This window comes from uncultured Pseudoteredinibacter sp., from assembly GCF_947502065.1.
Lineage (GTDB): Bacteria > Pseudomonadota > Gammaproteobacteria > Pseudomonadales > Cellvibrionaceae > Pseudoteredinibacter.
In genome coordinates this window covers 175,803-190,860 of sequence record NZ_CANMYE010000003.1, presented here as the reverse complement: position 1 = coordinate 190,860, position 15,058 = coordinate 175,803, and the positions used below count along the sequence as shown (strand labels likewise).

At 45.9% G+C, this 15,058-nt stretch carries 11 protein-coding genes; 8 read left to right on the top strand and 3 right to left on the bottom strand.

Annotated elements, in window-relative coordinates; translation table 11 throughout:
• Window positions 1-48 precede the first annotated feature (48 nt).
• The 8 genes from Q1A41_RS10465 (at window position 49) to flgL (ending at window position 11,643) form a co-directional block, all read left to right on the top strand.
• Window positions 49-2,499 (top strand): flagellar hook-basal body complex protein, encoded by a 2,451-nt coding sequence (locus tag Q1A41_RS10465; RefSeq protein ID WP_299978248.1) that lies wholly within the window; start codon window positions 49-51, stop codon window positions 2,497-2,499.
• A 282-nt stretch (window positions 2,500-2,781) separates the two neighbouring features.
• Window positions 2,782-3,537, top strand: coding sequence for a flagellar basal body rod protein FlgF (locus Q1A41_RS10460; RefSeq protein ID WP_299978246.1), 756 nt, complete (start codon window positions 2,782-2,784; stop codon window positions 3,535-3,537).
• Window positions 3,538-3,592: 55 nt separating this feature from the next.
• Entirely contained in the window at window positions 3,593-4,378 is a 786-nt protein-coding gene (flgG, locus tag Q1A41_RS10455) for a flagellar basal-body rod protein FlgG (protein ID WP_299978243.1), read from the top strand.
• 20 nt (window positions 4,379-4,398) lie between these two features.
• Window positions 4,399-5,112 carry a flagellar basal body L-ring protein FlgH gene (flgH, locus tag Q1A41_RS10450; RefSeq protein WP_299978240.1) on the top strand — a complete coding sequence of 238 codons (714 nt, stop codon included), beginning with the start codon at window positions 4,399-4,401 and terminating at the stop codon, window positions 5,110-5,112.
• Window positions 5,113-5,132: 20 nt separating this feature from the next.
• A complete protein-coding gene (locus Q1A41_RS10445) occupies window positions 5,133-6,230 on the top strand; it encodes a flagellar basal body P-ring protein FlgI (protein ID WP_299978909.1) in 1,098 nt (365 codons plus the stop codon).
• The gene (gene flgJ, locus Q1A41_RS10440; protein ID WP_299978237.1) at window positions 6,230-7,282 is read left to right on the top strand and encodes a flagellar assembly peptidoglycan hydrolase FlgJ; all 1,053 of its coding nucleotides are present in this window, start codon (window positions 6,230-6,232) and stop codon (window positions 7,280-7,282) included. The genes Q1A41_RS10445 and flgJ overlap by 1 nt, the downstream gene beginning before the upstream one ends.
• Before the next feature lie 23 nt (window positions 7,283-7,305).
• The gene (flgK, locus tag Q1A41_RS10435; protein WP_299978234.1) at window positions 7,306-10,371 is read left to right on the top strand and encodes a flagellar hook-associated protein FlgK; all 3,066 of its coding nucleotides are present in this window, start codon (window positions 7,306-7,308) and stop codon (window positions 10,369-10,371) included.
• Between the two features lie 18 nt (window positions 10,372-10,389).
• Window positions 10,390-11,643 (top strand): flagellar hook-associated protein FlgL, encoded by a 1,254-nt coding sequence (flgL, locus tag Q1A41_RS10430; RefSeq protein ID WP_299978232.1) that lies wholly within the window; start codon window positions 10,390-10,392, stop codon window positions 11,641-11,643.
• Window positions 11,644-11,800: 157 nt separating this feature from the next.
• Here flgL and Q1A41_RS10425 read toward each other — a convergent pair whose 3' ends face one another.
• The 3 genes from Q1A41_RS10425 to fliS all read right to left on the bottom strand — a co-directional run bounded on the left by Q1A41_RS10425 (window position 11,801) and on the right by fliS (window position 14,998).
• Complete coding sequence (locus Q1A41_RS10425) at window positions 11,801-13,897, bottom strand: class I SAM-dependent methyltransferase (protein ID WP_299978229.1); 2,097 nt, start codon at window positions 13,895-13,897, stop codon at window positions 11,801-11,803.
• 302 nt (window positions 13,898-14,199) lie between these two features.
• Window positions 14,200-14,541, bottom strand: a complete 342-nt coding sequence (locus Q1A41_RS10420) for a hypothetical protein (protein ID WP_299978226.1) — start codon at window positions 14,539-14,541, stop codon at window positions 14,200-14,202.
• A gap of 73 nt (window positions 14,542-14,614) precedes the next feature.
• Window positions 14,615-14,998 (bottom strand): flagellar export chaperone FliS, encoded by a 384-nt coding sequence (gene fliS, locus Q1A41_RS10415; protein ID WP_299978224.1) that lies wholly within the window; start codon window positions 14,996-14,998, stop codon window positions 14,615-14,617.
• Window positions 14,999-15,058 lie beyond the last annotated feature (60 nt).

Below are 15,058 nucleotides of genomic sequence, written 5' to 3'. Positions count from 1 at the left end.
TCCCGCGGCGAGTAGAGGAAGGCCTCTACTTAAAATCAGGAGTAGATTATGTCATCGTCATTCAATATAGGTTTAAGTGGTATTCGTGCGGCAAACTCTGATTTGTCGATCACTGGTAATAACATTGCCAATGCCAGTACCGTTGGCTTTAAAAACTCCCGTGCGGAATTTGGGGATGTTTACTCCAATCAGCTTTTCGGTTCAGCTTTGAATCGTCCTGGTTCAGGTGTGGGTTTGCAGGCGGCCGCCCAGCAGTTTAACCAAGGGAGTATTAACGAGACCTCCAACGTATTAGATATGGCGATTAGTGGTGATGGTTTCTTTGTTGTTAATCAAGGTGGCGAGCAGCTATATACCCGTGCAGGCACCTTTGGCTTGGATAATGAAGGTTATATTATCAGTAATACTGGAGCAAAGTTGCAGGGTTTTGATGTTGATGAGACCGGCAAACCCAATGGTATTTTGGGCAATTTGCAAATTGATGCAAGCTTGCAGCAACCGCAACAAACAAGCTCTGTAGACTCCTCTGTTAACTTAGATGCAAATGAGCCGGTGCTGGAGCGAATTGGTAAAAAGTTCTCAACAGATGGCAATTCGGTTGCGGTTACCCAAGTGGGTATAAGCAATCCGACTCGAACTCAGGCTGATGGTGCCAGTACTGCCTTCCCTGGTGGTGGTTTTGATTTCTCTACCGATAATGTGACTTTCGATATCACCTTGGCGAATGCCGACTCCGGTAATAATGGTACCGTTAGCATTAATCTGAATTCCGCTGCAGGTTTGCCAAACAACGTTAATAATTACAATGATGTTCGCACTTTAGTGAATGTTATTAATGCTCAAATCTCTTCTCCTGATTTACCACAAACCGCTATCGATGTGCAGGCGGTAGCCGTTAACGACGGTGGCGGTAACTTCCATATCGAGTTTAGAGCGCTACGAGACGGCGATCCATCGCAGGTTACTATTGATAATGGTAACGGTAATGTTGGCCAGCTGGGTTTAACCTTGCCGCTTACGGATAACTCCGGCACGCCGGCAGTAAACAATGGTTATCCAGAACAGTCCATTGATGTAACTGGGCCGGATGGCAGCACAATCACCTATCAAAGTACCCAGGGTGCGACCGCCGCAGCGACCTCAGCAGAATTGAATGCTTTGGCCGGGGTAACGGCAAAGGCGTCAACAGAGGCTAAAATTACGGCAACCAACTTTAACAACCCCAATGGCAATATGGTACTGGAGTTAAATGGTGTTGCGCTAAATGCTGATGACCTTGAAGGTTTAGCGACCCAGATTAATAATCTTAGCGATACTTCGCTTTCCGGTATTTCAGCTGAGATGGATGCTGGCGATCTGGTGATTAAATCCAGCATAGGACATGATTTAAAATTCGCCTTAACGGCAGGTGACGATGAGACGTCCATTCAGGTCATTGGTAATGAAGATGCACCAGAGCAAATTTTAGAAATTGATTCTGCCGGTGGACTTGCCATCGCTACCGCAACCAATGCGGCCGGTAATTCAATTGTTGTGGGCGGTAATATCGACATCCAATTGGAAGATGGTTATTCCGTCGATAACTTAAATCCTCCAGCCTTGGGTTTGTTCCAGCCATTTAATGCTAATAGTTTTGAAGAGGTTGTGCTGAACCCCTTTGATCCTAATGACCCGGATAGCTATAACCATACAACAGCGGTTAAAGTTTTTGATAGCTTGGGCAACGCCCACACCATGAACCAGTACTTTATCAAGCAGGACTATGACCCAGCAGTGGCGGGCAGTTCTCCAAACCACTGGAAAATGGTCGTTACTATTGATGGTAAAGACGTTGGTGATCCGGATACTTCTTTGGCGGCGCCTGATAATAAACTGGCGACTCGTGCGGAATTCGATTTGCATTTCAAAGAGAATGGTGATTTTAACTCAGCCTTGTCAGATGACGTTTTGATTTCCAACTGGACTCCCTTAGACGCACAGGGGCAGGAGCTCGGTACATTGAAGCCTTTACCGGTACTAGAGGGTGGGGTAGCGCCAGTGCCAAAGCCTTCGACCACCTCTAACTTCACCATTGATATGAGTGAGTCCAGCCAGTTTGGCGACAAATTCACCGTGAAGTCTGTAGATCAGGATGGTTTTGCCACAGGTCGTTTGACCGGCGTGACTATCAGTGATGAGGGTATTATTTTTGCGCAATTCAGCAACCAAGAATCAGAAGCCTTAGGGCAGGTTGCGATGGCTAACTTTACTAATAATCAGGGCTTGCAGCCACAGGGTAATACCATGTGGGCAGAGAGTTTTGATTCTGGTGTACCGAGTATCGCCTCTCCGAAAAGTGGTGGTCTTGGTTCCATTAAGGCCTCGGCGCTAGAAGACTCGAATGTGGACTTATCGACCGAATTAGTGGATTTAATTATTGCCCAGCGTAACTATCAGGCAAACGCTAAAACCATTGAAACGGCCAACCAAACCACCCAGACCATTATTAATCTACGTTAAAGGTAGCGGCGGCAATGCTTTGCCTAGGGGCTTTGCCGCTGTTTTTCTCCTTGTCTATATATCCATTCTTCTTAGCAGTCTAATTTAAAAATGCCTGCGGCGTAGCTCTTTATCCCTTTGAATTTCATAGGTTTTTTCCTGCTTATTCTAGCGTGGAGAATTCTGGCATCCATATTGCAATTAACTTCTTGAATGAAAAAATGCGGCGATAGTGTCGATTGTGTGACGCTTGTAATTGCCGGCCAAAGATTTCGAGAAATGCCCTAGAGCAGAGATATAGCAATGGATAGAGCCCTTTTTACGGCCATGAGCGGCGCCAAGAACAATATGTTGGCACAGAGTAATCACGCCAATAACTTGGCTAATGCCAATACACAAGGTTTTCGTGCCGATTTCACCCAAGCTCGTAGCATGGCCGTTTATTACGGCGAAGGTCACCCCAGTCGAGTGTTTTCTCTTACCGAAAACCCAGGAACAGACTTTCGTCCCGGTCCCATTGACTATACCGGTCGCGAACTCGATATCGCTATGAATGGCGAAGGTTTTTTTGCCATCAGTGCGCCAGATGGCACCGAAGCCTACAGTCGCGATGGTGCGCTTAGCATCGATATCAACGGCATTTTACGCAATAGCTCGGGTCATCCAGTGTTGGGTGATGGTGGTTTTATTGCGATTCCGCCGGCGGAAAAAATTGAAATTGCTTCCGACGGCACGATTTCAGCTGTGCTGTTAGGGCAGGGTGTCGATCAGCCGGTTCAGATCGATCGCATCAAGATGGTTAGCATTGATCATCAGGAACTTGAGAAGTTTGAAGATGGCTTAGTTCGCTTGCGCGAAGGTGGCCTTGATGGTGCCACACGTGATGCCGACGTAAACCTGCGTTTACAGTCGGGATATATAGAAGCAAGCAATGTAAATCCCGTTGAAGAGTTTACAGATCTTCTAAGCCTGGCAAGACAGTACGAAGTGCAGGTGAAAATGATGAAAACTGTCAAAGAAAATTCAGAAGCTTCTGCGCGATTGTTGCAGAGCTCTTAATCAAATTTGTACGGCATTGCCTTTAGCTAATAGGCAATAGGAAAAAGGTAACGATATGCACGCAGCGCTTTATGTCAGTAAAACCGGTTTGGCCGCACAAGATAAGCAGCTAACAACCATTTCAAATAACCTGTCAAACGCTTCAACCGTTGGTTTTAAACGTGACCGAGCGGTATTTGAAGATTTGATGTATCAGATTCAGCGCCAACCTGGTGGTCAGTCTACGGTAGATACCCAGCTACCTTCGGGTTTGCAGCTTGGAGCTGGTGTGCGTGTGGCCGGAACCAGTAAAGAGTTTACCGTTGGTAGTATGCAAGTGACGGATCAAACCTTAGATGTCGCTATCAATGGTCGAGGCTTCTTTCAGATAGTTCAGCCCAATGGGGATATTGCATACACCCGTAATGGCCAATTCAGTCTTAATCGCGACGGCCAAGTAACCGATGTAAACGGCTTGCTACTTGAACCTGCCATTACTATTCCAGAGGGAACCAATCGAGTAACGATTGGCACTGATGGTGTCGTTACCGCTTATACCGATGGCCAGGTTACCGGCCAGCAGTTAGGGAATATTCAGCTTGTAGATTTTGTTAACCCAGCAGGTTTGCAGGCCATTGGTAGCAATATGTATTACCAAACGGCCGCCAGTGGTGATCCGATTAATTCGATTCCTGGGCAAAACGGTATGGGCTCTTTACAGCAAGGTGCTTTGGAGAATTCCAATGTCGATATTGTTGAAGAGATGGTCAATATGATTACCACTCAGCGAGTCTATGAAATGAACTCAAAAGTGGTATCTACTGCCGATCAAATGCTGCAGTTCGTTTCTCAGAATATTTAATTTGAATAATGGTTAAGCCAATGAAATTGCTCAATGTAAATAAAGTTTTCCGCTTCAGCGCTGTGGCCTTATTGTGCGGCTCATTGGCAGCCTGTGTTATTCAAGCGCCAGCGGAGCCAGGTGCGGCTGCCTTTGCGCCTGCTCACGATGTACCAGCGCCTTTACCAACCCCCACTTCTGGCTCTTTGTATCGTGAAGGCGTCGGCTTGGCACTATATAGCGATCGTAAGGCCCACCGTATTGGTGACATTATCGAGATCATTTTGTCTGAACGGACGACTTCAACAAAATCATCTAGCTTGGTAACCAAAAAGGAAAACACCATCGATATTCAAGAGGCTCAGGGTGGTGTGGGTACTATCTTGGGCAGCAATGTGTCGGCGGCAAATCTCAGCCTGCTTACCGATTTGATTGGCAAACGTAACTTTAGCGGTAATGGCGATGCTGAGCAAAACAACAGCCTAGATGGCAGTATCACGGTAACGGTTTCGGGCGTGCAGAGTAACGGCAATTTGCTCGTACGCGGTGAGAAGTGGATGACCTTAAATCAAGGTGATGAGTATATTCGTATCAGCGGTATTTTACGCCCGGATGATATCGCCCCGAACAATACCGTTGCCTCTACCAAACTGGCCAACGCACGCATTACCTACAGCGGCGAAGGTGCGGTTGCGAATTCTTCTAGAATGGGTTGGCTATCTCGTTTCTTTAACAGCGAATACTGGCCCTTTTAAAGGCAGTGGATATGATTTTTATGAAGCATATTGGCCTAGCATTAGTTTTGTTATTCAGCTCTACTTTAAGTATGGCAGATCGTATTAAAGATCTGGCTTCGGTGGCGGGAGTACGCAGTAACCAGCTAGTTGGCTATGGGTTGGTGGTTGGTTTAGATGGTACGGGTGATCAAACCAATCAAACTCCGTTTACTACTCAAACCTTTCTCAGCATGATGAAACAATTTGGCGTGACGGTACCGGAAGGGGAGCGTGTAACGTTAAAAAATGTTGCTGCGGTGGCTATCCATGCCGAATTACCTCCATTTTCCAAGGCCGGTCAAACTATTGATGTTACGGTCTCTTCTTTAGGCAATGCAAATAGCCTTCGTGGCGGCAGCTTGTTGATGGCACCGCTAAAAGGTGTTGATGGAAACATCTATGCCTTGGCCCAAGGTAACCTTGTTGTCGGTGGTTTTGGCGCCGAAGGTGCCGATGGATCTCGTATTACCGTTAATGTGCCGGTAGCAGGCCGCATTCCAGGTGGCGCAATCGTCGAGCGAGAAGTGCCCAGTAATTTTAATAATGGTCAGCCTTTAGTGTTTCATTTAAAACGCTCGGACTTTACCACCGCTAAACGCGTAGCCGATGTTATCAACACCACTTTAGGCCCTGGTGTAGCGCGCCCAATGGATTCTACCTCGGTAGAAGTGGATGCCCCGATAAATCCTTCCCAGCGTGTTAGCTATTTATCGATGCTTGAAAATCTTGAAGTTACTCCAGGTGAAGAGGCGGCCAAGGTAATTATTAATTCACGCACTGGCACCATCGTTGTGGGTAAACACGTAAAAGTAGATCCCGTTGCGGTAACTCATGGCAATCTAACTGTGACTGTTTCTGAAAGCGTCGAGGTCAGCCAGCCCAATGGCTTGGCAGCAGGTACCACGGCGGTCGTTCCGGATAGCCAGGTAGCCATCGAGCAAGAAGATAACCCAATGTTTAAGTTCGCGCCAGGTCCTTCTTTGGAAGATATTGTTCGTGCAGTCAATAAAGTCGGCGCGGCTCCTGGTGATTTAATGGCAATTTTAGAAGCCTTAAAACAATCCGGTGCCTTAAAAGCAGAATTGGTGGTGATTTAATGAATAATCTAGATACCTTATCACGTCCAAGTTTGGTGAACGCCGGGGTTAATTACAATGATCTTAATTCTCTCAACAATATTAAGCAGGCGGGGCGAGATAAAGATCCGGAATCCTTGCGTAAGGTAGCTCAGCAATTTGAGGCTATGTTTATCCAAACCATGTTGAAAACTATGCGTCAAACCAATGAGGTTTTTGGTAAAGATAATTTTTTAAACAGTAATGAAACATCGATGTATCAAGGCATGCTGGATGATCAGATGAGCCTAACCTTGAGCAGCGGTCGAGGTTTGGGCCTGGCCGATGCTTTCTTTGAGCAGATGAACAATCAATACAATTTTTCCAAGACGAACTCGCAAAGTACCGAGCCTGAAGATAAGCTGGCCAATACTATGCTTGATCGTAGCACTGCACCAACAGGGGATATTAATTGGCGTGCTATTACAAGCAGCTCGGCTTTCGAAGGTGTTGATCTAGATGCGATGCGTGTGAAGATGGCGGAAGCCGCTGAAGCTCGTAGAGCCTTTTTTGAAGCCGGTGCTAATAAAGCCCGGGAATTACAAAATGGCGTTTCAACCCAATCGATTGCCAGCAGCATTCAAGATTTTATCGAGCAACTGGCTCCGGCTGCAAAACGAATTGCCAATTATCTTGGTGTCGAGGCTAAAGGTATTATCGCGCAAGCGGCCCTAGAGACAGGCTGGGGGCAACATATTATTCAAGATTCGACGGGCAATAGCAGTTTCAATCTATTTAATATTAAAGCTCGTAAGGGCGAACCGAGTGTTCAAGTCGGTACTGTAGAGTATCGTGATGGAAAACCCGTAACTGAACAGGCGGAGTTCCGTAAGTACAGCAGTATCCAAGAGAGCTTTAGCGACTATGCCCGCTTACTGAAAAGCAATCAGCGTTATCAATCTGCGCTCGCCGAAGGCGGTGACGCCAACGCTTTCGCTCAGCAGCTACAAAACGCCGGCTACGCTACCGATCCTAAGTACGCCGAAAAGATCCAACAAATTTTGCAACGTCAGGAGTTCAAGCTGCTAGATTAAAGCAGTCTTGATAGGCATCGATTATGACTAACAGCCTTTTAAATATTGGACGTACGGGCTTACAAGTAAGCCAGAGCCAGTTAAATACGACGGGTAATAATATTACCAATGCTAATACACCTGGTTATAGCCGTCAGCGCGTCGATGTTGTTACTCAAGATAGCTTTTCTACCTCGGCAGGTTTTATTGGCACCGGGGCCAAGGCGGTTGATATCGAGCGGGTTGTTAATCAGTTTGTCATCGAGCAGGTACGTACCAGTGGCTCAGCATTCAGTCAGTTAGAGGAGTACTCGACCAAGCTTTCACATCTGGATAATTTATTGGCCAATGAATCCAGCGGAATGTCAGGCGTTTTGAATAGCTTTACCTCGGCTGTCGCAACTGCGTCCGATGACCCAGCTTCCTTACCAGCACGTGAATCAGTATTGGCACAAAGTCGTATCCTAGCCGAACGTTTTAATACACTTGATAACACCATGAACGACATCGCTGATGGTATTAATGATGAGCTGGAAAGCACCACTCAACAAATTAATATTTTGGCGAACGCAATCGCAAGCCTAAATCAACAAATAGTTGAATCTACCGGCAACAGCAATATTCAAGTACCCAATAACCTGTTTGATCAGCGCGATGAACTCTTGCGGGAGTTGTCTAGCCTGGTAAATGTGTCGGTCGTCAACGAAGGTAATGGCAATGCCAATATCTTTTTTGGTAATGGTCAGAGCCTTGTGGTGGGGTCAACTACCTATGAAATCATGGCTATTCAAGGTGAAGAAGACCCATCCCGTTACGATATTGCCATTCAAGATGGTGGAACTTTAAAAACCATCACTAAGGATGTTACCGGTGGCAAAATGGGGGGCTTGCTTGAATATCGTCAAAATTTCCTAGACCCCGCGATCAGTGAGCTGGGACAAATGGCGATTACGATAGCCGATACCATGAATCGTATACAATCGGGTGGTTTGGATTTAGAAGGGCATTATGGTTCTGAGTTGTTTCGCGATATTAATGACCGTGAATCCACCTTGGAGCGAGTTGCCTATCACAGCGGTAACAAATCACCGAATGATCGAGTAGTGAGTGTCGAGATTACCGATACCAGTAAGCTCTCTTCCGACAACTTTCAGATGCGTTTGTCGGGCGGTGCTCCCAGTGTTTTTGAGGTGCTAGATAGCAGTGGCAATGTTGTCAAAACGGGTGGCCTTAATGGTGTATTCCCGCAAACCATTGAAATGGATGGCTTTAATATTAAGCTGGAAAGTGGCAACTTCAGTGCTGGTGATCAATTCTTAATAAAGCCCACTCATAATGGCGCGGCCAATATCAGCCTTACTGGTATTCAGGCCGATGGCTTAGCCTTTGCGCAGCCTATTGTAACGGGTACTTCTTCCGGAAATACCGGTAACGGCAGTATCTCAAAAGGTAATGTGGTATCAGCGGTAGATCCGAAAACAGGTGAGCTTTTACCCAGCTTTCAAAAAGCCGGCGAGTTGGCGCCGCCACTGATAATTCGTTTTACCTCAGAGACATCTTACGATGTCTTAGACAACACTGACCCGTCGAATCCAATCAGTTTAGTTCCGCCACTAGAGAATCTGCCATTCACTCCGGGTATTAGTAACGAGATATTGCCTGGGAATACGGGGCAGACCTTTATGATTAGCGACGGTTTTAACGCCGGTCGCACACCCTTATCAACCGAAATTCAAACCGGGCCCATTGGTACCGAAGCCAGCAATGCCATTGTCGAAGAAGTGATAACGATTTCTAGACCATTGGATAATGGCAAGACAGAAACTCAAAAATTAGTTATTCCTCAAGGACAATCTGCACAGGCGGCGGCAGCTTTATTGAGCGAAGCTAATGGGGTAAGTGCCACAGCATCAAGCTATGCAGAGCTGAATGTTAACGATAACGGTGTGGGTACTGATTTTGAGCTGTACTTAAATGGAAAGCAGCTAACTCTATCGCAACCGAATCTATTAGGAGATTTGCCGTCTCCAATGACGAATGATTATTTGGCTGATGCCATCAATGCCGATGGTAATTTACAAGCCCAAGGAATACGGGCGATCAGTGATGGGAAAAGTGTAAAGATCTACTCTAATCAAGGTGTCGATTTAAAGTTTCAGGTCGAAGGTGGTACGGGTGACAGTGTTGAATTCAAAGGTAATAAGCCAGCTTCGGCCTTAGGTACGGTTGATGTAAATAACCCAATAAACTTCAATGCCGGCGGCCCAAATAGTTTTAATTTAGATTTATTTGATGGCCCGGGTGGTGCAAGTAACCCGAGAACTGTGGAGTTGGAGGGCAGTTTCAGCGACACCAATTTGCTACTTCAGCACGTGCAGACCCAAGTTGATAAGGCCTTTGGTGAAGCTGGCAAAGTTATCGTAGCGAAAAATGCAGATGGAACGATTCGCTTTGATACCGTCGATAACGATATGTCTACACAGCTGCGTGTTACGGGGCCTTTGGGGGCTGATCCTTTAGGTATGGCTGCGGCGGTAGGGCAGGGTACGCTTCGCCCCGATGACATTATCGAAGTTAACGGTGTTGGGGCAGGTAATGTTCAAGCGTTAACTTTTGCTGGTGATGTCTCGGTGACTATGGAAGATGGGTATGAACTAAGCACCGATGCCGCGTCTCAAGGAAACTTCTTTAGTCAGAACAGTACGGCGCAGTCAGCCTTTATGGGTTATGGCCTGAGTATCAGTGGCAACCCCGATAAGGGCGACGAGTTTACCGTCGATTTTAATACCGATGGCCACTCTGATAACCGCAATGCTCAAGCACTTATTAATCTAATGAGTGAGCAGACCGTTGGCGGCCAAGCAAGCTTTCAAAAAGCCTACTCGCAGATCGTCGAAAAAGTCGCTACAGAAACCTTTGAGGCAAAAAGTAATCGCGATGCGGCCAAGGTAGTCTATGAGCAATCGGTGGCACAGCGTAATAGCATTTCGGCGGTAAACCTAGATGAAGAAGCCGCCAATCTCATTAAGTTTGAGCAGATATACAACGCTTCTTCGCAGGTGATTAGCGTCTCAAGACAAATTTTCGATACCTTACTGGGAATATTCTAGTATTCCGGGATCTAACTCATGAGAATTTCATCAATACAAACTTTTACTACCAGCGTAAATCGAATTGTTGATTTGACCGGCCAGGTAGGTAAAACCCAGAGTCAAATCTCGGCAGGAACTCGAATCCTTCAACCTTCGGATGATCCAGTTAATGCCGCTAAAATTCTCGATTTAGAGCAAGAGCTGACTTCTAGAGATCAATATGTAAAAGATATTAACCTGTTGGAAAATAGAGCGAAGCTAGAAGAATCGACCCTTAAGACGGTCAATGATACTTTGATTCGTATTCGAGAATTGACGACCCAAGCGGGTAACGGCGCCTTGATTCCATCGGATAAGGAAGCGATTGCGGCAGAACTTCGCCAGCGTCTCGATGAAATGCAGAATTTGATGAACACCAAAGATACCTCCGGTGAGTATTTATTTGCAGGCTATAAAGGGCAGAGCGAACCCTTTGTAGATACGGGTAATCGTAACTTCGTATTTGAGGGTGATGAAGGCCAACGGTTTATTAAAATATCCAATACGGTGAGTATACCTGCCAGTGATTCTGGTAAAGATATTTTTGTGGATATCAAAAGTGCTCAAAATACCTTCACCACCCTTGCCAGTGACAGCAATACGGCCGTTCCTCCGGCTACGGTATCAGTGGGTTTAGTGGTTGATCAAGAAGCTTATGATGAGTTCTATCCAGAAGATATTATCATCGAGTTTCAAAATCCAGATGAGCGCACGTTGGTAGGCCTGCCTGCCCAAGCTAACTTCAATATTATCTCTAAGTCTGACGGTCGCGTTTTGCAAGAAAACCTGCCGTATATTTCGGGTAAGCCTATCGAGATTAATGGTGTGCAGGTACAGATCGAGGGCAATCCAAATACCGGTGATACCTTCTTAATCGAATCATCTGAAAATCAAGGTTTATTAACCAGTGTTAGCCGTTTGATTTATGGCTTGGAAACACTTGGAGATAGCGAAGAAGATAAGAAGGCTTATACCCAGTTAATCGAAGACTCTATTACTAATTTAAAAGCGGCGGAAGACAGTGTTCTTGAAACTCGCGCCGAAATTGGTGCGCGCCTCAATACCATGGATAGTACCCGAAAGCTACATGAAGATCTTAAAATAGTCAGCACAGAGTTATTATCCAATATCCGTGATTTGGATTTTGCAGAGGCCAGCAGTCAGTTGTCCTTTGAATCTTTTGTGCTGAAGGCAGCGCAGCAAAGCTATGTGAAAATAGCAGGCCTATCGCTGTTTAATAACCTTCGCTAATTGCATAACTCGCTTACTTAGATAACGAGTTATGAAAAAACACCAGGCATAAAAAAGCCGCTCAAGCTAGCGGCTAAAATTTCCGAGAATATTAATTCCTACTGCGGAAACGTAATGGTACAGACTGCAGATTGCTCTGTGTTATGTTCGTAGCTGTTTAGTTACGAACATAAAATTGGTACATGGCCCCGAAAGTTTGTGGGTTTCTTTTTTCATAGGCGTCCCAGTAACTCAAATTGCGCATTGCTTCGTCGCAGGGGTAGGTGTTCTTATAAGCTTGATAATGTTTAGCCGGTACGCGAACAAAGCCTAAGAAATCCATGTCGAGATCCTCGCAAAAATTTTCCAGCTCTAATGGCGTAAAGCGGTGCTCTTGTTCATGAAACAAGAGATCGCGACAGCCGCTAAGGCTGTAAAAATCCGGTGAAGCCAAGACGGCCGGCCACTGATCAGGGCGCTCTAAGATTTGGCGACGAAGCTCGCGCATATCTTTCGGACGGCTTTTTAAGCCTTGCTCGGCGATCATTTCGCGACAGCGAATGACTTCTTTGCGGGCACGCTCACTGTAGAGCCCGATTTTCATTAGGCCACCAGGTTTTAGCAGTCGTTTCAACATTTGAGCCCCCTCAAGCGGAGAGTTCATATGATGCAAAACACCACTACATTCGATTATATCAAAACGCGTTTCAAGATCGGCAAGTTCAAGTATGTCGGCTTGTAAAAAGACAATATTGTTTAGTTGATACTGTTCAGCTTTTTCCTTGGCGTAGGCTAAGCTAGCTTGACTAATATCAATGGCCGTTACTTGAGTGTTGCGAAAGTAGCGCGCGCATTGTAGGGCGTGTTTGCCTGTACCGCAGCCGGCTACCAGAACTTTTAAAGTTTTGCCTTGTTCATTAGGCATAAAACCATGCTCTGGCAGTGCAGCATCTAGCGCATGCTGATATTCAGTAGGGGTCTGATAGGGTAAGGCCAGCCAGCGTGGATAAGGGTTCTCCTCATACTGGGCCTTTACCTTGCAAGAGACGCTGTCACTGATTGTGCCAAGGCTTTCAATATTGATTTTTTTCTCGACATCGCTAAAGCACAGTTTCAACAGCTGCCCTAGGTTGCTTAGCAGCTCACCTCCAGTGTTGATATTGCTGGCGGTATCGATAAGGTTATTTAATAGGGTGCCAGTATAAAGGCTTGGAAAGTTCGCGCTGGGCTCGTACATCATTAAGCTTACCCAGTTATCTAATAGGGCAAGCTGCTCAGATTGCCCAATTTCGCTACTTTGCAGTATTAATTCGGATTGCTGGATGCGGCTTTCAAGAATCATCCGCTCGCTGTCGTCGTAAGCCATAACATGTTCATTGTTATAGGCTTGAATCGCGAGGCTGATTTTTAGATTTAGCTCATCCAGGCTGCAGCGTCTTGCGAACAATAGATGCTGCCTGACCGAGCTGTTTAAGTCTTCAATTAGATCACTGCTAAAAATGACAACTCTTAGCGCCTTTAAATAAAGCTCATCTACACAGAGTCCGGCGATGTCAACTTGGCTGTCTGCGTCTTTTAGTTGGTAGCGATGAATCAGTAGGGATGCGATTAAACGTGAAAGGTCGCTATGATCGACATCTTCTAAGTTAAGATAAAAGCGCAGCTGTTCGTCCAGATCTTCGGTGTCAGCGTCGGCGGTTAATTGCTTTAAGCAGGCAAAAAGATTGCTTTTAACGTGGGCGTCATCCGGATTTTGATGAATCAGTTTCTTATAGATATTAAAGGCACTGACAATTTCACCTTGATGAAAGCAGCTGTAAGCATAGGCAGCCTTTGCGCGAAAGTGACTAGGCTCAAGCTTGACGGTTTTTTGAAAGCACTCGCGTGCTTTTTTGTGTTTGTCTTCGGTCAAATAGATGTGACCTAAGCTAAACCAACAAACGCTGGCCTCAGGGGCGTGTTGCAAGGCTTGGCGAATCAGTTTTTTCGCTTTGCCCAGTTCATTACAGTCCAAAGCAATACGTGATAAAAGGGCGAGTGCATCAGCACATTGTGGATAGATATGCAGAATATTTTTGCAGTACTCACGGCATCGTTGGCGAAGCTCGGCGACTTCCCGTTGTGAAATTCCTGGTGCTAAGCTTTTGCCATAGCAGTCTGAAGACTTTTTCAGTAGCTTATTTAGGATTTTCCACTGCCCAGAGCTTAAGTCGAGCTGCTGGTGCTGCCCGCTATAATCTCTAGCTAATGTCTGCTTTATCGCTGCTTGTGTCACAATCTAGCTTCCCATTGTTCTTTTATGTACCCAGTTTGCTGCCAAATTTTTAACAGTTAACGAAGGGCACAATTCACTTATTGGGAATAAGCAAAATATTTGCCAATTGCTTTGTTTTTGTTCGATATTTTAGGTTTTTGCTTATAAGTTTATTAAAAACAATAGCTTATGATATTTGAGGGGAGTCTTTTAAAGCTGCAGAAAATGGCAAAAGAAAGCCGCAGGCTAGGCTGCGGCAAAAAATTGCCATTGGCAATTGGGGGAGTAGTCTGTGTAAAGTCTGTGCGGTTTGCCCTATTCGGCTACTTAGCGACGCTCAGATAACTGATCGCGCCACGCTTGGCTTTGTTAAGTGCATCGGCCTGCTTGCTTAGATCTTCTTGCCTCTGCTTTAGGTCTTCAATGACTGATTGATAACATTCCAAAATTCTACCTAGCTCAAGAATATCTTGTTCAGTAGCGGCGCCTTGGCCGGGAATCTGTCCGCCATCCAGGATGGTTCTCAACTGCTGATCGATATCCAGTAATTGATTCCAGCTTTCTTCTTGCGCGGCATCGATAATGGCCAGGCGCAAATTGCGAATAGCGCTCATAAAAGTCCTATCTTTGTGTGCTGGGGCATTGTGCCCTAAATTCTGTTTCACGGTGCTGTCCTTTTCCACCTGCAGCGCAGATGTCATTCAGGCAATTAGCGATATAGCAAATTGCAGGCCAAACTTAGCTATCGATTTCTTGCCAGGCGGTATAGATGCCATGCAGCAAGCTATATACCTCGTCGATCATCGCCGGGTTATTTTCAGCATTGGCGCTGAACAAGCGAAAGGTCATATAATCGTACAGCTGCTCTAGATCGCGGGTCATCTCCGGGCTATGTTTGTGATCCAAAGATTCACGCAAGCAATCGATCATTTCTGTAGCCTTACCGATAAAGCGGCTGCGCTGCTCGTGCTCGCCGCGCTCTGCGTGACCTTTGGCCTTAGCCAGGCGATCAAGGGCGCCGCCCATTAAAAGGCTGATCAATTTATGTGGCGATGCATCTAGTGCGCTATAGCTATTGTTTCGCTGGTATTGCGCTGCTGCAGAACCTGAACCGTAAAACATAAAAAACCCCATTTGTTTTTAACGACGTACCATCGCACCTGTGTCTTATATTTAGGTTTA